The sequence below is a fragment of the Aequorivita aurantiaca genome (assembly GCF_030410135.1).
In the GTDB taxonomy this organism is placed as follows: Bacteria; Bacteroidota; Bacteroidia; order Flavobacteriales; family Flavobacteriaceae; genus Aequorivita; species Aequorivita aurantiaca.
Map to the genome: position 1 here is coordinate 1 of NZ_JAUGQQ010000016.1, position 22,517 is coordinate 22,517.

At 39.4% G+C, this 22,517-nt stretch carries 24 protein-coding genes; 14 read left to right on the top strand and 10 right to left on the bottom strand.

Annotated elements, in window-relative coordinates:
* From QRD02_RS13600 to QRD02_RS13610, 3 genes are all read right to left on the bottom strand, one after another.
* Nucleotides 1–324 (bottom strand): cadherin repeat domain-containing protein (locus QRD02_RS13600; protein WP_290255511.1); only part of this gene is annotated, 324 nt, incomplete at its 3' end.
* 87 nt (nt 325–411) lie between these two features.
* The gene (locus tag QRD02_RS13605; protein ID WP_290255512.1) at nt 412–1,860 is read right to left on the bottom strand and encodes a glyceraldehyde-3-phosphate dehydrogenase; all 1,449 of its coding nucleotides are present in this window, start codon (nt 1,858–1,860) and stop codon (nt 412–414) included.
* 138 nt (nt 1,861–1,998) lie between these two features.
* Nucleotides 1,999–3,387, bottom strand: coding sequence for a trypsin-like peptidase domain-containing protein (locus tag QRD02_RS13610; protein ID WP_290255513.1), 1,389 nt, complete (start codon nt 3,385–3,387; stop codon nt 1,999–2,001).
* A gap of 248 nt (nt 3,388–3,635) precedes the next feature.
* On the opposite strand from QRD02_RS13610, the gene dapF reads away from it, so the two are divergent.
* From dapF to QRD02_RS13635, 5 genes are all read left to right on the top strand, one after another.
* Nucleotides 3,636–4,409, top strand: coding sequence for a diaminopimelate epimerase (gene dapF / locus QRD02_RS13615; RefSeq protein ID WP_290255514.1), 774 nt, complete (start codon nt 3,636–3,638; stop codon nt 4,407–4,409).
* Nucleotides 4,406–4,948, top strand: a complete 543-nt coding sequence (locus tag QRD02_RS13620; protein ID WP_290255515.1) for a GNAT family N-acetyltransferase — start codon at nt 4,406–4,408, stop codon at nt 4,946–4,948. Before dapF ends, QRD02_RS13620 begins: the two co-directional genes overlap by 4 nt.
* Nucleotides 4,949–4,991: 43 nt before the next feature.
* Entirely contained in the window at nt 4,992–6,035 is a 1,044-nt protein-coding gene (gene mltG, locus QRD02_RS13625) for an endolytic transglycosylase MltG (protein ID WP_290255516.1), read from the top strand.
* 264 nt (nt 6,036–6,299) lie between these two features.
* Nucleotides 6,300–6,944 (top strand): peptidoglycan-binding protein LysM, encoded by a 645-nt coding sequence (locus tag QRD02_RS13630; protein ID WP_290255517.1) that lies wholly within the window; start codon nt 6,300–6,302, stop codon nt 6,942–6,944.
* Between the two features lie 142 nt (nt 6,945–7,086).
* A complete protein-coding gene (locus tag QRD02_RS13635; protein ID WP_290255518.1) occupies nt 7,087–7,734 on the top strand; it encodes a peptidoglycan-binding protein LysM in 648 nt (215 codons plus the stop codon).
* A gap of 3 nt (nt 7,735–7,737) precedes the next feature.
* Here QRD02_RS13635 and QRD02_RS13640 read toward each other — a convergent pair whose 3' ends face one another.
* From QRD02_RS13640 to dnaA, 4 genes are all read right to left on the bottom strand, one after another.
* Nucleotides 7,738–8,451, bottom strand: coding sequence for an SAM-dependent methyltransferase (locus tag QRD02_RS13640; RefSeq protein WP_290255519.1), 714 nt, complete (start codon nt 8,449–8,451; stop codon nt 7,738–7,740).
* A gap of 6 nt (nt 8,452–8,457) precedes the next feature.
* Nucleotides 8,458–9,834 (bottom strand): PQQ-dependent sugar dehydrogenase, encoded by a 1,377-nt coding sequence (locus QRD02_RS13645; RefSeq protein WP_290255520.1) that lies wholly within the window; start codon nt 9,832–9,834, stop codon nt 8,458–8,460.
* Between the two features lie 53 nt (nt 9,835–9,887).
* Complete coding sequence (locus QRD02_RS13650) at nt 9,888–10,322, bottom strand: low molecular weight protein-tyrosine-phosphatase (protein WP_290255541.1); 435 nt, start codon at nt 10,320–10,322, stop codon at nt 9,888–9,890.
* Nucleotides 10,323–10,439: 117 nt separating this feature from the next.
* Entirely contained in the window at nt 10,440–11,867 is a 1,428-nt protein-coding gene (gene dnaA / locus QRD02_RS13655) for a chromosomal replication initiator protein DnaA (RefSeq protein ID WP_290255521.1), read from the bottom strand.
* A gap of 205 nt (nt 11,868–12,072) precedes the next feature.
* On the opposite strand from dnaA, the gene QRD02_RS13660 reads away from it, so the two are divergent.
* A complete protein-coding gene (locus QRD02_RS13660; RefSeq protein ID WP_290255522.1) occupies nt 12,073–12,474 on the top strand; it encodes an acyl-CoA thioesterase in 402 nt (133 codons plus the stop codon).
* A 72-nt stretch (nt 12,475–12,546) separates the two neighbouring features.
* Here QRD02_RS13660 and QRD02_RS13665 read toward each other — a convergent pair whose 3' ends face one another.
* From QRD02_RS13665 to ribD, 3 genes are read right to left on the bottom strand one after another with little or no spacing between them, the layout of a single operon-like run.
* Complete coding sequence (locus QRD02_RS13665; protein WP_290255523.1) at nt 12,547–13,158, bottom strand: IMPACT family protein; 612 nt, start codon at nt 13,156–13,158, stop codon at nt 12,547–12,549.
* Between the two features lie 51 nt (nt 13,159–13,209).
* Nucleotides 13,210–14,082 (bottom strand): EamA family transporter, encoded by an 873-nt coding sequence (locus QRD02_RS13670; RefSeq protein ID WP_290255524.1) that lies wholly within the window; start codon nt 14,080–14,082, stop codon nt 13,210–13,212.
* Nucleotides 14,079–15,107: a bifunctional diaminohydroxyphosphoribosylaminopyrimidine deaminase/5-amino-6-(5-phosphoribosylamino)uracil reductase RibD gene (gene ribD / locus QRD02_RS13675; protein ID WP_435373045.1), complete on the bottom strand. Its 1,029-nt coding sequence runs from the start codon at nt 15,105–15,107 to the stop codon at nt 14,079–14,081. Before ribD ends, QRD02_RS13670 begins: the two co-directional genes overlap by 4 nt.
* A gap of 49 nt (nt 15,108–15,156) precedes the next feature.
* On the opposite strand from ribD, the gene QRD02_RS13680 reads away from it, so the two are divergent.
* From QRD02_RS13680 to QRD02_RS13715, 8 genes are all read left to right on the top strand, one after another.
* Nucleotides 15,157–15,642 (top strand): GNAT family N-acetyltransferase, encoded by a 486-nt coding sequence (locus QRD02_RS13680; protein ID WP_290255526.1) that lies wholly within the window; start codon nt 15,157–15,159, stop codon nt 15,640–15,642.
* 50 nt (nt 15,643–15,692) lie between these two features.
* The gene (gene prmC / locus QRD02_RS13685; protein ID WP_290255527.1) at nt 15,693–16,562 is read left to right on the top strand and encodes a peptide chain release factor N(5)-glutamine methyltransferase; all 870 of its coding nucleotides are present in this window, start codon (nt 15,693–15,695) and stop codon (nt 16,560–16,562) included.
* Nucleotides 16,549–17,139 carry an LOG family protein gene (locus QRD02_RS13690; protein WP_290255528.1) on the top strand — a complete coding sequence of 197 codons (591 nt, stop codon included), beginning with the start codon at nt 16,549–16,551 and terminating at the stop codon, nt 17,137–17,139. Before prmC ends, QRD02_RS13690 begins: the two co-directional genes overlap by 14 nt.
* 95 nt (nt 17,140–17,234) lie before the next feature.
* Nucleotides 17,235–17,939: an aquaporin Z gene (gene aqpZ, locus QRD02_RS13695; protein WP_290255529.1), complete on the top strand. Its 705-nt coding sequence runs from the start codon at nt 17,235–17,237 to the stop codon at nt 17,937–17,939.
* Between the two features lie 81 nt (nt 17,940–18,020).
* Nucleotides 18,021–20,015 carry an NAD-dependent DNA ligase LigA gene (ligA, locus tag QRD02_RS13700; protein ID WP_290255530.1) on the top strand — a complete coding sequence of 665 codons (1,995 nt, stop codon included), beginning with the start codon at nt 18,021–18,023 and terminating at the stop codon, nt 20,013–20,015.
* Nucleotides 20,016–20,047: 32 nt separating this feature from the next.
* Complete coding sequence (locus tag QRD02_RS13705; protein ID WP_290255531.1) at nt 20,048–20,587, top strand: DUF6913 domain-containing protein; 540 nt, start codon at nt 20,048–20,050, stop codon at nt 20,585–20,587.
* A 98-nt stretch (nt 20,588–20,685) separates the two neighbouring features.
* On the top strand, nt 20,686–21,561 hold the full coding sequence (gene dapA, locus QRD02_RS13710; protein WP_290255532.1) for a 4-hydroxy-tetrahydrodipicolinate synthase: 876 nt from the start codon (nt 20,686–20,688) through the stop codon (nt 21,559–21,561).
* Nucleotides 21,562–21,699: 138 nt separating this feature from the next.
* Nucleotides 21,700–22,512, top strand: coding sequence for an outer membrane protein assembly factor BamD (locus QRD02_RS13715; RefSeq protein ID WP_290255533.1), 813 nt, complete (start codon nt 21,700–21,702; stop codon nt 22,510–22,512).
* Nucleotides 22,513–22,517 lie beyond the last annotated feature (5 nt).

Here is a 22,517-nt window from a genome sequence, read left to right on the forward strand (position 1 = left end):
TGTAATTGTTGGATTGGTTTCAAAATCAAAAAGCACTTTGTTCAATACTTTTAATTCTCCGGAAGCAGCGTCAATAGTAAAAGCATTTGCAGGAGTTTGTTCCATAATTGAAAAGGTAACAGAACCTTGATTTGTGGTTCCAGAAACAGTGCCGATAACAAATCCGTCGCTTGGATTTTCATCCATAGAAACGGAAAAATCTGAAGTTGTTACAGTTGTTTCAAATGGGTTTGGGTCGTCATTACTGTCTTTTGAACAGGAAATAAATATGAAAATTGATAAAAAATAAAATATTGTGAGATGAAAATTTGGTAAGTTTCGCATTATTAAAGAAATGTTAAAAGTTGAATTTTCAAATATAAAAAAATCCCGCTATTTTAATAGCGGGATTTTAACTGATCATCTATACTACTAGTAATAGGTATATCTTCTAACCTGGGCAATATATTTGGCCAAGCGAATAACCTGGTGGCTGTAGCCGTACTCATTGTCGTACCAAACATAAAGTACTACATTTTTTCCGTCTTCCGTAACAATGGTGGCATTGCTATCGTAAATGGCGGGGGCAGAAGTTCCAACAATATCACTTGAAACCAGCTCATTGCTCATTGAATATTTTATTTGTTCCACCAAATCACCTTCCAGGGCATATTTTTTCATTGTAGAATTGATTCCATCCACCGAAGTTGGTCTGGCCAATTCAAGGTTCAATACAACCAACGATCCGTTTGGAACCGGAACCCTTATGGCGTTGCTTGTAAGTTTGCCTGCTAAAACAGGTAACGCTTTTGCCACGGCACTGCCAGCCCCAGTTTCTGTAATTACCATGTTTAATGCGGCAGCGCGGCCACGGCGGTATTTGCTGTGCATGTTATCTACCAAATTCTGGTCGTTTGTATATGCGTGAATGGTTTCTAAATGCCCACGTACTACGCCGAAAGAATCTTCAACAGCTTTCAAAATAGGGGTGATGGCGTTAGTAGTACACGAAGCTGCTGAAAAGATATCTACCGTATTCGGGTCGTATTCATTTTGGTTAACACCGTGAACTATATTCGGAACGCCTTTTCCGGGCGCGGTAAGTAATACTTTTGCGGCTCCTTTCGCCTTCAAATGTCTGCTTAATTCCTTATCATCACGGAAGGCTCCAGTATTGTCAATCACCAACGCATCCTCGATGCCGTATTGAGTGTAATCAATTTCCTCAGGATTGTTTGCTGAAATTATATGAACTGTTGTTCCGTTTATAACCAATGCGCTGTTTTCGAGATCTGTACGGACAGTGCCGGGGAAATCGCCGTGAACGGAATCATATTGAAGTAAAGTTGCACGTTTATCTAAAATAGTTTGGTCCATTTTTCCGCGAACCACGATTGCGCGAAGGCGAAGTTGATTGCCCTGTCCGGTTCTGGTCATGAGTTCGCGCGCAAGCAAACGGCCAATTCTTCCAAAGCCATAAAGCACCACATCTTTTGGGACGACGGTTTTAGCCTCTTTTGCATTTTTCAATTTATCTGAAACGAAAGCCAATGCATTTGAATATTTATCATCTTCCAAATGAAATTCGTAGGTAAGTTTGCCAATATCCAATTTTGCCGGCGGAAGGTCGAGGGTTTTTATGGCCTGTGCAATTTCTACCGAATCAAAAATAGATATAGGCTTATTCACAAACTCGCCAGCGTATTCGTGAAGGTTTAAAATTTCACTCACATTTCGATCTATGAGTTGGTTTCGGAAAAGTACCAATTCAATAGACTTATCATACCAAAGATCACTAATGATTTTAATAAATTCTACTGAAGCTTTTCGGCGGTCAGTTTGAAATGAAAGTTCTTTTTCATAAACGTCATCAAAACTCATAAGGATGGATTTTTAGGGGGTTTAAATTTGGGGCAAAAATACTTATTTCAATTGTGCTGTGGAAATAATTATTGAAAATAAAAACACCGCCGAAACTTTTGAAATTCAGCGGTGTTTTCAGAATTTCCATTTGATTTTTTATCTGAAAATAAACGAATTTATATTTCCGGAAGTATCCATAAAAGTCATTTTTATGGGCGAACGATAGTTTCGTTGTGTCATAATTCGTTTTACGTCATTTATATTATTCACGGTTTCATCATTGATTTTGGTAATGATTATACCTTCCAATTTATACTGTGCTACTTCTGGTGTTAAGGCTCTCGTCACAGTTACTCCGTTTTCCAATCCGCGTTCCCTTAACTCTGCTTTTGTTGTATTTTTTACTTCAATACCTAAATCATCTATTGAAAAAGTCTCCAATTTTACCAAGGTTACGGGAACTTTTCTTTCCTTTCCATTGCGAAGAATAGTTACTTCAACCACATCATTTGGCCGTTTTGATCCTAAATAGCCTGAAAGATCTGCAAATTTTGAAACCTTATATCCATCCAATTGTTTTATGATATCGCCTTCCTTTATGCCGGCTCTATCGGCGCCACTACCTTTTTCTATTCCACCCACAAAAACCCCTTCGGTGTCGTTGATTCCATATTTTTCGACCAATTGTGGACTGATATTTCCCACTTGAATACCCAAAATTCCGCGCTGCACATTACCGAATTCAAGAATATCTTCAATTACTTTACGTGCATTATTGGATGGCACCGCAAAGGAATAACCAACATAACTTCCAGTTTCAGACGTAATAGCAGTATTAATTCCAATCAACTCACCGCGGGTGTTCACCAAAGCGCCACCGCTGTTTCCACGATTTACCGCCGCATCGGTTTGGATGAAGGATTGTGGATTTCCGTCAAATTGATTTAAATCGCGCGCTTTGGCACTAATAATTCCCGCAGTAACCGTGGAAGTTAGGTTAAAAGGATTTCCAACCGCTAAAACCCATTCGCCCAATTTTACATTATTTGAATCGCCGAAAGGAACAAAAGGAAAATTGTCATCCCCATCAATTTTAACCAATGCAATGTCCGTACTCGGGTCGGTACCAATTAATTTTGCCGAATAAGTTCTATTATTGTTTAATGTAACCTCTAAATTTGTTGCATTTGCAATTACATGATTGTTGGTTACAATATAGCCATCGGGTGAAATAATTACCCCGCTTCCGCTACCAATGCGCGCCCGAGGCTGGCCGCCCCCTTGAAAATATTCAAAAATATTTGTTGGCTGGGTGCTAACGCTCATATTTTTTACGTGCACCACGGCATGAACTGTTTTTTCGGCAGCTTCGGTGAAATCTGTGGTCATTTCCGCGGCAGCGGTGGAATAATCTGTGGGTATAAATCTTGCAGTATTTTGGGGTGCGAAGGAAACGTATTGCTTTTTTTCCAAGAATTTATATCCTCCAAGTGTAATGGTGCCTGCAAATAAGGCCACCAAAAATAAACGGAATGTGTGTTTCATTTTGGATTTTTTTTTAATTATAAAATAATATTATTCTATCATTTATTTTAATGACTCTCATCCATATGTTATGTAATGATCCCCGCGGCATTTAGTGGGGATAAACCAATTTGGTAGAAATACAAATTGCATTTTCAAATTTAATAAGCATAAACAGAAAAAAGTATGCCATAAAGGGCTATTTAACTTCCATTTAACGTGAAGTGGTTTCAAAAACCTGCGTGTGCTTTTTATATCTTTGTGCGCTCATGGAACTTACCTTTTATAAATATCAAGGCACCGGCAATGATTTCGTGATTATTGATAATCGCGAAGATTTTTTCCCTAAAGACAATACTGCCTTGGTTGCCAAAATCTGCGACAGACGTTTTGGCGTGGGCGCTGATGGTTTGCTTTTGCTAGAAAACCATCCGTCGGCAGATTTCAGAATGGTTTATTATAATAGTGACGGAAACCTGAGCTCAATGTGCGGAAATGGCGGAAGGTGCATTTCGCATTTTGCAAAATTTCTGGGAATCATTTCTGAAAAAACAACCTTTGAAGCGGTTGATGGCATACACGAAGCCACAATTCAAGGCGAGTGGGTTTCTTTAAAAATGAATAATGTTGAAAAGGTGAAAGTTTCAGAAAATTTTTCTTTTTTGAATACCGGCTCACCGCATCACGTCGAATTGGTTTCACAACTTAAGGATTTTGACGTTTTCACTAAAGGAAAAGATATTCGAAATAAAATTTATGGAAAGGAAGGCGCCAATGTAAATTTTGTGGAACCCCAAAGTGAATCGATTTTTGCAGTGCGCACATACGAGCGGGGCGTAGAGGAGGAAACACTTTCCTGTGGTACGGGCGTGACCGCCGTTGCCATTGCAATGTTCGAAATGGGAAAAACTTCGGAAAATAAAATCACCCTAAAAACGCCCGGCGGAGAGCTGAAGGTGCGTTTCGAAAAATCGGGGTCGGGATATAAAAATGTGTATTTGGAAGGACCCGCCACACAGGTCTTTAAAGGATTCTGGAAATGACAACATTGAAAGGAACAAAAATTTTTTTACGTGCATTGGAACCTTCCGATTTAGATTTCTTATATATTCTTGAAAACGATGAATCCCTTTGGGAAGTGAGCAACACCACCATACCGTATTCAAAATATATTCTGAAGCAATATTTAGAAAATAGCCACCGCGATATTTTTGATGTAAAACAGTTGCGACTGGTAATCTGTGAAAATGAAAGCAAGACGGTTGTTGGGTTTATTGACCTTTTCGATTTTGAGCCCAAACATAGTAGGGTGGGAATTGGCATTGCAATTTTTTCGGAAGAAAATAAAAGAAAGGGTTTCGCTTCTGAAGCATTGAAACTTACCTGTAATTATGCTTTTACGCATCTAAATATCCATCAAATTTTTGCCGGAATTACTACGGAAAACCACAGCAGCATTCAACTTTTTGAAAAAGCAGGCTTTGAAAGGACAGGCATCAAAAAGGATTGGATTTTTTCAAAAGGAAGATACAAAAGCGAATATCTTTATCAACTAATCCCAAATTCCAAATCCCAAATCTAAAATTCCAGATTCCAAATCTCTAAATACTTATCCCAAATTTAAGATGTACATAAAAAAAATATTAGTCGTTATTGTCTTGCTTGGCGCTGTTGGAATGGGTGCCTTTGCGTATTATGTTTACAACACCGCCTTTTCGGGAAATACTGCTTTCAATAATAAGGAAGCGCATGTTTACATTCCCACCAATGCGACAATTGCTGATGTGGTTGCGGAATTGGAACCACTCATTAGGAATACCGAATCATTTTATGCCGTTGCCAACCAAAAAAAATATTCCGGCAATGTAAAACCGGGTCATTTTATCATTAAAAGAGGAATGACCAACAATGATATTGTAAATGTATTGCGAAGCAGAAATATTCCAATCAACGTAAAGTTCAACAATCAGGAGCGTTTGGAAGATTTGGCGGGCCATATTTCCCGTCAAATTGAAGCTGATAGTATTTCACTTTTAAATGCCATGCGCGAGCCCCAATTTTTGAAAGAAGTGGGCTTGAATGATGAAACTGCGCTTTCGTTATACATTCCGAATACCTATGAATTTTACTGGAACAGCTCTGCGGAAACATTTCGCGAGCGTATGAAAACCGAATATGAAAGGTTTTGGAACGAATCAAGAACACAAAAAGCGAAAGCCCTAAATCTTACAAAAAATGAGGTAATGGCACTTGCCGCAATTGTACAAAAGGAAACTGCGAAGGTGGATGAACGGCCAAAAGTTGCGGGCGTTTATGTGAACCGTCTGAAAAAAGGAATGTTGCTACAAGCGGACCCGACAGTTATTTTTGCAATAAAACGCGAAAGTGGCAATTACAATCAAATTATCAAAAGAGTGCTCTATAAGGACTTGGAATTGGATTCGCCTTACAATACCTATAAATATGCGGGAATTCCGCCGGGACCCATAGCAATGCCGGACATCTCATCTATTGATGCGGTGTTGAATCCCGAAAGTCACGATTACTATTATTTTGTTGCGGATGTAACTAATTTCGGTTATCATAAATTCGCCAAAACCCTTGCCCAGCATAATGTGAACAAGGTGGAATATGTTCGCTGGGTGAACGCTCAAGGGTTGAACAGGTAGTTTTTAAAGTTACTGTTAAATTCCCTTTGTTAATGGGTTAAACTCTGTTAACCATTCTTGTTCTATTTTTAAATTCTCTTATTTTTAAAGTGTAATATCTTGGCAATCAATATAATTTGAATTGCCTTATAGTTCTTTGGCACAATTTTTTCATATAGCGCGGCGAACATGCGTTTGCCAAAAATGTGTGTTGCTTGTTTAAAATTTTATTTCGTTTCGCACAAAGCGAAACGCAATAATTATAACTTTAAAACTAAGTAAAACATGACGAAACGTTTTATGAAATTGTCTGCGCTGCTGGTTGTTGCGGTTTTTATCGCAACAGCATTTTCTTCCAAAAAACAAGAAGATTACAGCAGTTCTATTTTCGCTACAGACATCGTTGGCGACCTTGCCTATGTTCCCTACGATTATGAAGTGAAAATGAGTTCCCAAGATTGTATTCCCTTTCTTGGGAAGTCGTTCCTGGGCTTCTGTCACGACCTCGGCTTGAGTGAAAGCAGTGGTAATTACAGAGCCGTGAACAGATTTGGTTATTTGGGCAAATACCAGTTTGGCCGTTCCACCCTTCAATGGGTGGGAATCCGCAATACGTCCCGATTTCTGAATTCCCCTTTGTTACAGGAAAGAGCTTTTGAAGCTTTGATTTCCAAAAACAAATGGGTGCTTCGGGATTATATTGATAAATTCGATGGCCAATCCATCAATGGTGTTAAAATATCCGAATCGGGCCTTTTGGCCGCGGCACATCTGGGAGGAGCCGGAAATGTGAAAAAATTTCTGGACAGCAACGGAGCTATCGTATTCAAGGATGGCAACAATGTACCCATCACAAGGTATATGAAGCGATTTGTAGATTATGATATCTCGCAAATTCTCCCGGACAACAATGCCAGAGCGACATTATAATTATTGAAAGAACCAGGTTGACAAGCCTGGTTTTTTTATTTCACATTTATTTAACGACCTCGAAATCAGATTTTTGAAAAAAGATGTATATTTGCCCGCTGAAAAGGGAATGTAAATATTGCGTTCGCATTTTTTAAAATTGATGAAAAAAAGAATATATCTAATTGCAGTTTTACTTGTTGTTACCGTACTAGTAGGGACAGGTTTCATTTCAAAAGATAGCTACGATTTTTCTACTTTTAGTACAGAAGGATTAGAGTTAGATTATACTGTTCCCACGGAAGCTGAAATTTTGCCTTTAATGGCTCCCGTGACACCGAGATTTTATTTATTTCTTGGGAAATCCTATGTGGGTTTCAAAGAAGCGCTCGGCTTCAAAGAATCTAGAGGGAATTACCATATTGTTAATGATTATGGTTATATGGGAAAATATCAGTTTTCACAAGCCACTCTAAGAATGATGGGATTAAAGAACACGGACAATTTTCTATATGACACCCGTCAACAGGAAGCCGCCTTTTTGGCCTATACATCATTGAATAAATGGGTGCTTCGTAATGATATTAAAAGATATTCGGGAAAAATCATCGGGGGTGTAAAAATTACTGAATCAGGAATTTTGGCTGCTGCGCATTTAGCAGGGGCAGGAAACGTGAAAAAATTTCTGAGAAGTGCCGGCGAAAACCGTTTTGAGGATGCTAATGGCACTTCAATCCGATATTACCTCAATAAATTTTCGGGTTACGATACTTCACATATTGTGGCCAATAGAAAACCTAGAGTTATATAAGCATTAAACCTCAATTATAAACAAGGTGGGTCTTTTATGAAGATCCACCTTTATTTTTTTCCATAACTCCACTGGTGCCGTTTTTATGTATTCTGTAGGAAGGGTAATATCGCAAGCTACACAGATCCGTGTTTGATTGTTCAATGTTTCGGTTAAGCTTTGCAGCATTTGGTTATTTCGATAGGGGGTTTCAATGAAAAGTTGCGATTGCCCCAAATCTTTTGAGAGTTTTTCCAAACGTTTGATTTCCGCTTTTCTTTCACTTTTATCAATTGGCAGATATCCATTGAAGGCGAAATTTTGACCGTTGAATCCGCTGGCCATCATTGCTAGCAAAATTGAGGATGGACCCACTAAAGGAATAACTTTTATTCCCTTTTGGTGGGCATAATGAACCACTTTTGCACCGGGGTCGGCAATGCCCGGGCAACCCGCATCGCTGATTACGCCTACATCAAATCCATCAAGACACGGGTTTAGCATTGACGGAATTTCCTCAAGCGTGGTGAACTTATTCGTTTCTTGTATTTTTAGAAGTGATTGCTTTTTTTCTGGAACAAATCTTTTTATGAATCTGCGGGATTCCTTTTCATTCTCAACTATATAATGGTCCACCCGTTCAATTGTATTTTTCACTGAAATGGGCAAAACAGACAACGGAGGAACATCTCCCAAGGGACAAGGAATCAGGAATAAATCACCTTTTTTTATTGCCATTTACGACTATTGAACTATTAATTTTTTGACGGTAGTTTGTCCATTTTCCGAAGAAATTTGGGCGAAATAAATACCGGGCGCAAATGTCTGAACGGAAATAGTTTTTTCATTGTCAGAAATTTTTTCCTCTGAATGAACCAAAGAGCCTCTCAAGTCAAAAATCTGAATTTCGTGAATTCTATCTTTTTTTGAAAGAATCGTTACCTTTCCAGACACGGGATTTGGAACCATACTAAGCATCGTATGAAACGTGAAATCCTCAGTTCCTACCATAGCGTCAGTCACTTTATATATAGCACCGCCAATGTCAATAATGTAAAGTTCCTTATTAACATCTTCACCAAAAGAAACCCAGTTTCCGGAAAATTCTCCATGGGTAACAAGATTTCCGGATTCATCCACTGTTCCGATAATTCCACTGCAAAAATCGCCATAAAAGTAAAGGTTGTTAAGGGCGGGATAGGTGGAACCCCTATATACATAGCCGCCGGTAATAGAGCAATTTCCATTATTGTGGCCATATTCTGCAATCGGAAATGTCATTTCCGATTGTGGCGGACAATCTTGGGTATTAAAAGGTTGTGTTCCCTCATAACATCTCCAACCATAATTGATGCCAGCTTCCGCTATAGTAACACGGTTTATTTCCTCAATATTTGTTTGGCCCACATCCGCTATCCACAGATTATTATCAGTAAAATCAAATGAAAAGCGCCAAGGGTTGCGCAGCCCATATGCCCAGATTTCTTCTTTCGCATCCGGATTGCCTACAAAAGGATTGTCTGCAGGAATGCCATAGTTATTTCCGCCCGAAGGATTGTCAATATCAATACGCAGTATTTTTCCAAGCAACACATTTATGTTTTGGGCGCGGTCACCCGGATCACCGCCGCTACCACCATCACCTGACGCAATATATAAATATCCATCGGGGCCAAAAGCTAAACATCCGCCGTTGTGATTGGAAAAAGGTTGCGAATAATCTATTATCGGAAGTTCAGAATTTTCATCAGCTACATCGGGATTGCCTGTGCTAACTGAAAATCTGGAAACCTGTGAGTTGCCATTAGGTTTGGTATAATAAACAAAGAAATATCCATTATTTGAATAATCTGGGTGAAAGGCTAAACCGAGTAATCCCCGTTCCCCTCCGCTGGAAATATTTCCGGAAATATTCAAAAAAGGAGTGGTGTTCACAGTACCATCCCCCTGAATAATTTTAATGCTCCCGCCTTGTTCAACAACAAAGAGGCGATCGTCGTTTGCATGTTGCAAATTTAATGGTGCGGTAAAACCATTTTTGAAAAGCTCAATATCAACTTGCTGGGCAAAAGTGCCTATTGAAGCAAATAGGAAAGAAAGTGAAAGTATAAAATTTCTCATGGCCAATTTTTTTTGATTTGTACTAAGTTAATTAAATCAGCCGAGATTCTCAATTAAAGTCTTTGGGCAATTTGTTCGCAGGCTTCATCCAGCATTTTATAAACATTCTCAAATCCAACATTGCCTCCAAAATATGGATCGGGTACATCCACGTTTTCACCGGGGAATAATTCATCCAAAATCAATTTTACCTTTTCTTTTTGTGAATCATTTTCTGCCAATGCAAGCACGTTTTCTTTGTTTGAATTGTCCATCACAAAAATTACGTCAAAATCATCGAAATCATTTTTGCTGAATTGTCTTCCGCGTTGCGCGGTTATGTCAATTTTATATTTTTTTCCTACTGCAATGCTTCTTTTGTCAGGTTCATCGCCCACGTGCCAATGTCCGGTGCCGGCGGAATCTATAAATACTTTCGACTCGTCAACCTTAGATTTTAAAATGCCTTCCGCCAAGGGCGAACGGCAAATATTGCCAAGACAGACCATAAGGATTTTTGTTTTTTTCAAAGCTAGATTTATAGAATTTAGAAGTTTAAGAATTTCAAAACTGTGGCAAAATAAATAAGATTTTTTATTTATTGCAAACTACCACTGAAAACCTATTTATAGCGTAAGCTTTTTACTTAAATCTTCCACATATTTGCGGAATTGTTTGTCGGTGGTGGAAAGGTTGTCCACCGTTTTGCAAGCATGTAGAACAGTAGCATGGTCGCGCTGCCCAATTTGGCTTCCGATGGAGGCGAGGGATGCCTTTGTGAATTTCTTCGCAAAAAACATTGCCAATTGACGGGCTTGGACAATATGTCTTTTCCGCGTTTTAGATTGAAGCGTATCCACATCCATTTGGAAATAATCGCTTACTACTTTTTGTATGTAATCTATGGAAACCTCGCGTTTGGTGTGTTTCACATAATTATCAACAATCTTTCGCGCAAGATCTATCGTGATTTCCTTTTTGTTGAAGGACGAATGTGCAATCAGTGAAATAATGGCACCTTCCAATTCGCGAATGTTGGTTTTAATGTTATTGGCTAAGAACTCAATTATATCTTCTGGCATTTCTACCCCATCGCGATAAAGCTTGTTTTTGATTATGGCTACTCGTGTATCATAATCTGGGTGATTCAGCTCTGCCGAAAGTCCCCATTTGAAACGGGAAAGCAGTCGCTGTTCAATATCAATCATATCAACCGGCGCTTTGTCGCTGGTCAAAATTACCTGCTTTCCGTTTTGGTGTAAATGATTGAAAATATGGAAGAAAACATCCTGTGTTCCAGCCTTGCCTGAAAGCAATTGAATGTCGTCCACAATAAGTACATCTATAATTTGATAGAAATGAATAAAATCATTACGGTTATTTTTTTTAACCGATTCAATGTATTGCTGCGTAAATTTTTCGGCAGAAATATAAAGCACCGTTTTTTCGGGATATTTGTCTTTTATATCAACGCCAATGGCGTGGCCCAAATGTGTTTTTCCTAAACCAACACCCCCAAAGATAAGCAATGGATTAAAGGAGGTTCCACCAGGTTTATTTGCTACGGCCAACCCAGCCGAACGCGCCAATCGGTTTGATTCACCTTCAAGAAAACTTTCAAAATTATAGTTTGGGTTGAGCTGCGATTCAATTTTTACGTTGCGAATTCCAGGAATCACAAATGGATTTTTGAGCTCCGGACTCTTGTTTTTTAACGGTACATCAACTTCCTGAGATTGCAGGTTCGATCGGTTTGCACTGGGTATTTTTTCGGTGAAGGGTTGTTTATTGCCGTAGGTGTTTTCCATCCTAATGATGTACACCAATTTGGCATTGTTTCCCAATTCCTTCGTTAGCGCTACTTTTAAAATCTTTACATAATGTTCCTCCAGCCATTCATAAAAAAATTTACTCGGAACTTGAATGCTCAGCGCGTTATCAGTGAGCTTTACCGCTTTTATGGGCTCGAACCAAGTTTTGTACGCTTGCGAAGTGATGTTATCTTCGATAAAAGCCAAACAATTGTTCCAAACCGATTCCGCAGTTTTGCTCATAGTTAAAAATTCTGATTTTTGTTTTTTAAAAGGTGTGGCCAAAAAATAGAGGATGGAGTGTTTCCGGGCTATTTCTTAACAGTGCAAATATGTGAACAAAAAAGTTATAAAAAAAACCGCTTTAGGGTTGAATTATTAGTTTTTTTTCGCCATACTTCCCTTTCGCTAAAACTACAAAAAATCTTTCTTTCCTTAACACAAAATTTTGAAGAATACACTTACATCAATAAGAGTTAGATACGCCGAAACCGACCAAATGGGGGTGGTCTATTACGGTAACTATGCACAATACTTGGAACAGGGCCGCACCGAATGGCTCCGCGAACTGGGTTTTTCATATAAATGGATGGAAGCCAATAATATACACCTGCCCGTGGTGCATTTAAGCATTGATTACAAACATCCCGCTTTTTATGACGATTTGCTTACGGTAAAGACAACTTTGAAGCAATTGCCAACGGTAAAAATTGAATTTTACTATGAAATTTATAATGAGTCCAAACAACTTTTGGTAACCGCAACTACGGTTTTAGTTTTTGTGAATAGTACCACCAAAAAATTGATAAAGGCACCCGGTTATTTAATGGAAAGGCTTGTGGAAAATTGACCTATAATATCCCCATTTCCAAACCCCAAAAATTACAAACCTAATATTCCTTTAGGTATTGTAATTTATTACTTAATTTTTTGTGATTTTTATTTTATAAGTGTTCTCAAATAGTTCAAAAAGCTGCTGCGCTTCTTTTTTTCTAACAGATATTTCCAATTCGCAATTAAGTTCCATTTTTTGATTTGTGATGGTGATATTTTGCTCTTTAATAATTCGCATCACCGTATTCATTTCGGGATATTCAAATTTCAATATGAAAGTTTCATCAATTGTTTTTTCAACAATTTCTGAAGTTTCCAGTGCCATTTGGGCCGTGGTTTTGTACGCTTGAATCAAACCTCCCACGCCCAGTTTCGTTCCGCCGAAATACCGAACCACAACAACCAAAACATTAGTAACATCAAATGATTGAAGCTGTCCGAAAATAGGCATTCCCGCACTATTCGAAGGTTCGCCATCATCGTTGGCGCGGTAGCTTTCATAGTTTTTTCCCAATTGCCAGGCATAGCACCAATGCCGTGCGGTGTGGTGCTGTTTTTTCAAACTTTCGAGATGTTCCTTTATTTCTTCTTCGGAAATAACCGGAAATGCATAGCCGAAAAACTTGCTTCCCTTTTCCTTAAAAAGAACTTCTTCCGAAGGTTTTAAAATAGTTTTATATGTGTCTTTTTCCGCAGTCAAATATGTATATTAAAAATTTACATCCAACATCCGTCACCCGTCCTCTGGCACTTACCACTTTTCCAAAGCAATTAAAATGATTCCCAGCACGGCGAGACCAATTCCTATTCTGTTTTGGGGCCGCAATTTTTCCTTAAAAAACATTATGCCCACTATGGTCGAGAAAATCACAACAGCCACATTATTGACCGTAAAAATTCCCGAGCTTTCAAAAATATCGCTTCGCAGCGCTTGCACCAAAAAATACACTGAAAAGTAATTGGGAATCCCCAATGCAATTCCGGCCAAAACATTTTTAAACTTAAACTGAAATTTCCCCTGAATTGAATGAACTATCAAAAGAAAAATGCCCAACGCTGCAGCTGCGGCAAAAATGGTTGCTGAAAATATGGGCGTATCGTTCCGCGCCACATATTCGCCTTGCAGATATTTGAGAGATGTATCAATGATTCCACTTCCCAAGAAAACCAAAATCGGAAAAATTAGGTTTGATGGTTTAATTTTCAAACCATTCGCGGTTTTATTTGATGTGAGATAAACTGCCAGCAAGGCCAAAATAATCCCCGTAAACTTTAGTATTCCCAAGCTTTCTTCGTAATAAACCAATCCGAAAACTACCGGAATCACAACACTCATTTTCGTAGCCACGGAAACCACTGAAAGTCCACTGCGTTGTGTGGTGAGCGCCATTAAATTAAATACCGTTATGAACAAGGCGCCCAGCCCCACGGCGAATATAAACCAAGAATTATTGGCAATTTCCGTTATAACAACTTCACTTTCCTGAAAATAAAGGCCGCAACTGCAAGCCACCAAATAGTTTACCACAATGGCGTGGAGGGTGTTGATTTTGTATATTGAAAACAGCTTGAAAACCACAAAAATTACAGTGGCCGAAACAATGCTCAACAGAAGTGCGATCAATGGTTTTGGTTTATAAAAATTTGAAGTGAATCGTTTTTTATTTTTTTCTGTGAAATCAATTTCCCTTTTAAAGCAGGCGCCGAAAGTCCTTCGCCAAATGAAACGGTACTTTTAAAAACCAATGCTTCATCCCATAAATTTGAATCTATGAAAGTTTGAAGCGTTTTTGCGCCGCCTTCAATTATAACCGATTGAATATTTCTTTGGAAAAGCGCTTCACAGATTTGGGTCGGAATGTCTTCGGAAAAATCAATTTTCAAAAATTCCAAATTTTCCTTTTCGGAAGCGATTTTTTCAGTGAACACTAAAGTTTTGGCCTGTCCATCCATAACTGAAAAATCTTCGGGAATTTTTAAATTTCGATCGATAACAAGCCGCAACGGATTTTCACCGCCCCAATCCCTAACGGTCAATGACGGATTGTCCTGCAAAACCGTATTTGTACCCACCAAAATAGCCTGCTCTTCCGCCCGCATTTTATGAACCAATTGGCGTGAAAATTCATTTGTAATCCACACAGGCTTTATTTCTTCACGGTTTTCATTTTTTGGGGCAATAAAACCATCGGAGGTTTCGGCCCATTTCAAAAAAATATACGGTCTTTTTTTATGGTGAAAGGTGAAAAATCGTTTGTTCAATTCATTGCATTCAACATCCAAAACGCCCACAATCACATCGCAGCCAGCATCCATTAATTTTTTGATGCCACGACCCGCAACTTTTGGATTTGGATCTGTGCTTCCAATAACTACTTTTTTTATTCCTTTTGCGATAATCAAGTCGGCGCAGGGTGGGGTTTTTCCAAAATGGCTGCACGGTTCAAGGCTTACATAGATTGTTGATTCTTTTAAAAGTCCTACATCGCTTACGCTGGTGATGGCATTCACTTCGGCATGGGGAAATCCGGATTTATAATGCCAGCCTTCGCCAATAATTTTATTTTCGTGCACAATTAAACTGCCCACCAACGGATTGGGATAAGTGGTTCCAAGCCCGTTTTTGGCCAATTGGATGCAGCGAAGCATATATTTTTCGTGTATCTTCACGGCGTAAAAATACAAGGATTTAATTAGAATGGAAGCACCCATAATTCGCCTAATTGAAAAGAAGGACAATACGCAAATTGCAGCGGTAATTCGAAGTGTTTTGGAAGATTTTAACGTGCCAAAAGTGGGCACGGCCTATGCGGACAAATCACTGGATTGTATGTTTGAAACATATCAAAAACCAAAAGGTGTTTATTTTGTGGTTGAGGAAAATGGCAAAATAATTGGTGGCGCGGGTGTCGCGCAACTTGACAATTTTGATGGCAATGTTTGCGAGTTGCAAAAAATGTATTTTCTTCCCGAAGCACGCGGAAGGGGTGTTGGTGCTCAAATGATGGAATTTTGCGTAGCAAAAGCACGTGAGTTTGGCTTCGAAAAAATTTATTTGGAAACGATGGAATATATGACCCACGCCCAAAAATTATACAAACAAGCAGGTTTTGAATACATTCCCTGCGCAATGGGCGACACTGGTCACTATTCTTGCCCTGTGCATATGATTAAAAAATTATAATTTAATTCCGGAAAATTCCCTTTTTGAAGAGTGCCAGGGAATCATTGTCCATGAAAATTTCAAAACTAAAAAGCGATTTCCAAAATTCACTTTCCGAAATATATCCTTCGGAAGAAATACAGTCTTTTTTCAATATTCTTTCAGAGAAATATTTAAAACTTTCGAGGATTGAAATGGCCTTAAATCCAGAAAAGGCAATTTCTGTAGAAATAATTGGAGATTTTGAAAATGCTTTATTTCGATTAAAAAATTACGAACCAATCCAATATATAATTGGGGAAACGGAATTTTTCGGACTCAATTTTAAAGTGAACAAATACACATTAATTCCCCGCCCGGAAACCGAGGAATTGGTAGAATGGATTCTTGTACAGCAAAAACTCATACCTAATAACTCCCAACTCATAACTATTTTGGACATCGGCACCGGCTCTGGCTGCATCGCTATTTCGCTTTCCAAAAACTTTCCTGATGCAAAAGTTTCTGCTTTGGATATTTCGGAAGAAGCTTTACAAATTGCGCGTAAAAATGCTGAATTGAACGAAGTGGAAACTAATTTTTTTCAAGCGGATATTTTAACCATTAAACAACTTCCACAGCAGTACGATATAATTGTTTCCAATCCGCCGTACGTCCGCGAACTAGAAAAAAAACAGATGCAGCAAAACGTTTTAAACCACGAACCGCAGTCCGCGCTTTTTGTGGCAAATGAAGACCCGCTCGTGTTTTATCGAACTATTTCCCGATTGGCAAAAATGCATTTGAAACCTAATGGAAAACTCTTTTTCGAGATTAATGAGTATCTTGGGGAAGATATGAAAATGCTCTTAAAAAGCGAAGGTTTTCAGAATATCGAAATCAAAAAGGACATTTTTGGAAAAGACCGAATGCTAAAATGCACTGTCAATGAACAATCTTGATAAAATATGCGTTTTTTGCGGCAGTAGCGAGGGAAACGATCTTGCAATAACAGAAGCTGCTAAAAAGCTGGGGAAAATTTTTGCTGAGCGCGAAATCACATTGGTTTATGGTGCGGCGAAGATTGGCATTATGGGCATAATCGCCAAAAGTGTTTTGGACAATAATGGTCGCGTTATTGGTGTCATCCCTAATTTTTTAAAAAAGAGGGAAGTAGTCCATCTCGGCCTCTCCAAATTGATTACTACCGAAAATATGCACGAGCGCAAACTGAAAATGCAGGAAGAAAGTGACGGCTTTATAGCCCTTCACGGCGGATTGGGCACTTTGGAAGAACTATTCGAAATAATTACCTGGCTTCAACTTGGGTTGCACCAAAAGCCAATCGGGCTTTTGAATATAAACGGTTTTTACGACGAGCTGGTGAAATTGCTAGAAACAATGGTCCGAAAGGGCTTTCTATCAATGGATAATTATAGCCTTCTTTTGGTAGATTCCAACCCGGAATTTCTTCTGAAAAAAATGGAGGAATTCAAGCCGCCGCAACTTCCAAAGTGGCTTAATTCCGACAGAACATAATAGATTATCAACATTTAAAAGTCGGTTTTTAACAAATTCTTCCTATTCCATTCATTTTCATAAATTTAAGTTGTCTAACCCTTAAATAATTGAATATGAATTCTTCAAAAAAGTATTTTGCCGAAAGTCTCGGCACATTTGCATTAGTTCTATTTGGATGTGGCGCTGCAACATTAGCCAGCGTTACCAATGCCGGTCCCGCTGGAATTGGTCTTCTGGGCATTTCCCTTGCCTTTGGTTTTGCGGTGTTGGTAATGGTTTATACCATTGGCCCAATTTCCGGATGCCATATTAATCCCGCTATTTCTATCGCGATGCTTGCTGCAGGCAAACTCTCTGCAAAAGATACCGTGGGGTATATCATTTCCCAATGTATTGGTGCTATTGCCGCAGCTGGCTTGCTGTATGTTTTAGCCTCGGGCAGTGCAGGTTTTTCGATGCCCGAATGGGGTTTGGGCTCCAACGGGTGGGGAACGGGATATCTGGGGGAATATAATATGACTTCTGCGCTCATTGCGGAGTTTGCGTTTAGCTTCCTATTTTTAATTGTAATTTTTGGGGCCACCGCCTCGAAACACACCTCGCCAATGATGGCCGGTCTTGCCATTGGTATTTCGTTGGCATTAATACATATGGTTGTCATCCCAATAACTGGGACTTCGGTGAATCCTGCTCGTAGTTTAGGCCCAGCACTTTTTGCTGGTGGAATGGCGTTGCAGCAGCTGTGGCTTTTCATCGTTGCGCCAATTGCCGGCGGACTTTGTGCAGCATTGGTTCGTAATATATTTTTGGAGGATTGATTTTTGTCCTGTTGAAAAAATTTCAATGTTAACCTCACAGTTTTTAAAAAGCTGTGAGGTTTAAAATTTTATATTTGTTGAATGAACATCGAACAACAAATAAATACTCTTCGCAACGAGCTACGCGAGCATAATTACAACTATTATATTCTCGACAATCCCACCATTTCTGACCTTGAATTTGACTTAAAATTGAAGCAGCTTCAAGAGCTCGAAAAAGCGCATCCGGAGTTTTACGATGCCAATTCGCCCACGCTTCGTGTGGGAGGTGAAATCACCAAGAATTTTGAAACCGTTCAGCACACTTATAGAATGTTTTCTTTGGATAATTCCTATTCAAAAGAAGACTTGGAAGATTGGGAAAAGCGCATCGAAAGGGCCGTTGATGGAAAAGTAGAATTTGCCTGCGAGCTTAAATACGACGGCGCATCAATAAGTTTAACATATGAAAATGGAAAGCTGAAAAGAGCGGTAACGCGCGGCGACGGTTTTCAAGGCGATGATGTGACCGCAAATGTAAAAACCATTCGCTCCGTGCCACTTCAATTGAAGGGGGATTATCCTCCTTTATTTGAAATCCGCGGCGAGATAGTTTTACCTTTTGAAGGTTTCACAAAAATGAATGCCGAAAGGGTAGAGGCGGGCGAAGAGCCGTATCGAAACCCACGAAACACGGCCTCCGGCAGTTTGAAATTGCAGGATAGCGCAGAGGTAGCAAAGCGGCCGTTGGAATGTTTGCTGTATAGTTTGAAAGGCGAAAGACTTCCAATAAAAACCCAATTTGAAAGTCTGCAAAAAGCACGTGATTGGGGTTTTAAAGTTCCCGAAGCGGCGAAGCTTGCAAAAAATTTGAAGGAGGTTTTGGAATTTGTGAATTATTGGGATATCCACCGCCACGAACTGCCCTACGAAACGGATGGGGTGGTCGTAAAAGTAAACGATTTGCAACAACAGGAAGAGCTGGGTTACACCGCCAAATCGCCACGTTGGGCGATGGCGTATAAATTTAAGGCCGAACAGGTTTCCACGGTTTTAAAACAAATTACTTATCAAGTGGGAAGGACGGGAGCCATCACTCCGGTGGCAAATTTGGAGCCTGTGGAATTGGCCGGAACCATCGTAAAACGGGCCTCCCTCCACAATGCAGATCAAATTGCAAAACTCGACATTCGCGAGGGCGATACCGTTTTTGTGGAAAAAGGAGGCGAAATTATTCCGAAGATTATTGGGGTGGATTTTACCCACCGCGATCCAAATTCAAATGCGACGGAATATATTTCCGAATGCCCGGAATGCGGCACAAATTTAATTCGAACCGAAGGCGAAGCCCAGCATTATTGCCCCAATTTTGAGGGTTGTCCGCCGCAGATTATTGGCCGCATTCAGCATTTCATTTCGCGAAAGGCGATGGATATTGAAGGTTTGGGCGGCGAAACCGTTGCGCTTTTAGTGAACAACGGATTGATTAATAATTATGCCGATTTGTATCTTTTAAAGGAAGAACAAATTATTCCGCTGGAACGAATGGCGAAGAAAAGTGCGGAGAATTTAATCAACGGCATTGAGGCTTCAAAAAATATTCCTTTTGAAAGGGTGCTATTCGCACTGGGAATTCGCTACGTGGGTGAAACCGTTGCAAAAAAACTCGCAAAACATTCCAAAACAATCGATAATCTAAAAAATGCTTCCGAAACGGAATTGACTACTGTTGATGAAATTGGCGAGCGCATCGCCCAAAGCGTGGTTTCGTTTTTCGCTTCCGAAGAAAATATTGCAACTATTGAGCGCATGAAAATGTATGGAGTCCAACTTGAAATTTCAGCAGAAAAATTAGCAAACCAGACCGATACGTTGCAGGGTAAAACCTTTGTGGTTTCAGGGGTTTTCACAAAAGTATCCCGCGACGAACTCAAAAAATTGATTGAGGACAATGGCGGGAAGGTTTCGGGTTCTATTTCATCCAAAACAAATTACGTGGTTGCGGGCGAAAACATGGGTCCGAGCAAGAAAACAAAAGCCGAAAGTTTGGGGGTGGCAGTTATTTCTGAAGATGATTTTTTGCAAATGATTTCATAATTGAAACGGCAAAGGCTTAAAAAAACTTATTTTTGCGGCGCAAAGCTGCCGGTTCCATGTTTAAAAAAGTAAAGCATCATTCCTTAAAAAAGCACACCGAAAAAAAGCTTACGGAGCGTGATATTTCCGAAAGAAATTCACCTTTAAAGTATTTGGGATTTTTAGTGGATGAGGCTTTTTTTGAGGATTTTGAGTTGCTTTACGAATTTGGCCGGGAGCTTGGGTTGCAGCGAAAGGATGTGAAATTGTTCACTTTCGTTGAAACGCGAAGAAAAATTCCATCGCTTCGGCAAAACCAAATATCGAACAAGGAATTTACGTGGCGCGGCGAAATACAAAAGCAAAATGCGCAGGAATTTCTCGATTTTCCGTTTGATGCACTAATTGGATTTTATAAAGGAAAACACGAATTTTTGAGCGCAATGGTAGCGCTGAGTCGGGCAAAATTCAAGATTGGTTTTGAGGGGGCAGATGCACGTTTGTACGATTTAATGATTTCCATAAATCCCTCAAATTTTGAAGCCGCCAAGGCCGAGATTGAAAAATATTTGAAAATTCTCAACAAAATTTAGTGCCCATATTATTGCACCGATAGTACCCGAAGAATGTATAACTTCGATATAAAATTTAAGATTAACCTCAAAAAATTTCCGCGTTGGCGGGCATAAATATGAAAGAATTGATAGGAACCGGAGTAGCTTTGATAACGCCATTTAATGAAGATTTTTCCGTAGACGTGGAAGGATTGAAAAATGTGGTGAATTTCAACATTGAAAATGGAATTGATTATTTGGTAGTTTTGGGCACAACCGCTGAGAGCGCAACACTTTCCAAGGAGGAAAAACAATTGGTTATTGATACCATTGTTTTTGCAAACAACAAAAGATTACCATTGGTTTTGGGCATTGGCGGCAATAATACCAAAGAAGTAATTGAAGAAATGAAAACCCGGGATCTTTCGGCTTTTACGGCCATCCTATCGGTTTCGCCCTATTACAACAAACCCACGCAGGAGGGAATATATCAGCATTTTGCTGCAATTGCGAAAGAGGCGCCGCTTCCCATTATTCTTTATAACGTGCCCGGAAGGACTGCCTCAAATATGCTTCCGGAAACAGTGATTCGCTTGGCGAACGATTTCGACAAAATCGTGGCGATTAAAGAAGCTGCCGGAGATATTGTTCAAGCCATGAAATTGATATCCGGTTGCCCAAAGAATTTTTTGGTAATTTCTGGCGACGACATGGTTACTTTGCCAATGATTCTTGCCGGCGGTGCGGGAGTAATTTCCGTTATCGGCGAAGGTTTTCCGAAAGAATTTTCAAAAATGGTACAACTCGGTTTGGATAAAAAAGCTGACGAAGCTTATGAAATCCACTATAAAATTGCACCCGCAATCGACTATATCTTTGCGGAAGGAAACCCAGCCGGTATAAAAGCTGTGTTCAAATCATTGGGAATTTGTGGCGACACGTTAAGACTTCCCTTAGTGGGCGTTAGCGATGGATTAAGGTCAAAAATTGATGCTTTTGTCAAAAATTTCTAATCTATAACCCAAATCATGATGCGTTAAATATTTCAAAAGGCTTGTAAATTATGGCCCTCGGCGCAATATTTTAGCCACAGAATAAGTTTTGTTGAATCACGTTTAATTCCCTATTTTTGCCCGATGTTTTTTAAGCCCATGCGATTACCCGTTTTTATAACAATTTTTCTTGCCATTTTATTTTCTTCCTGTGGGGAATACCAAAGGGTTCTTCGGAAGGACGATATGGGAAAGAAATATGCAATGGCAGATTCTCTTTACAAAATGGGAAAATACCGTAAGAGTCTAAAATTGATGGAGCAGATCGTGCCATCATATAGAGGAAAACCTCAGGGCGAAAAATTAATGTACATCTATTCCAATACCTATTACAAATTGGAAGATTATTATTTGGCCGGCTACCAATTTGAACGTTTTACCCAGGCATATCCGCAAAGTGATAGCGCCGAAACTGCCGCATTTAAAGGCGCCAAAAGTTTTTATCACCTTTCGCCAAGATATTCCTTGGACCAAAAAGATACTTATAAAGCTTTGGAGAAGCTGCAGGAATTCATTAACCGATATCCTAATTCCGGCAAAAGAGTGGAAGCCAATACGTTAGTTTCTGAACTGCAGGAAAAATTGGAAACTAAGGAATATGAAGTGGCGAAGCAATATTTGCACGTGGAAGATTACAAAGCTGCAATTGGCGCCTTTGACAATTTTATAACCGATAATCCCGGCTCGCATTACAGAAAAGACGCTTTTTACGGAAGATTTGTAGCTGCTTACCAATTGGCAATCAACAGCATACCCTCGCTTGTTCAAGAACGTTTGGTTACTGCTAGAGGTTATTATAACAATTTTATTAAATATTACGCAGACACCAATTTGGCTCCCGAAGCTACAAAGATTTATCAAGATATAGAACGCAGAACGGCGACTGCACAAACAGAATCACTAGTTAATTAATTTTA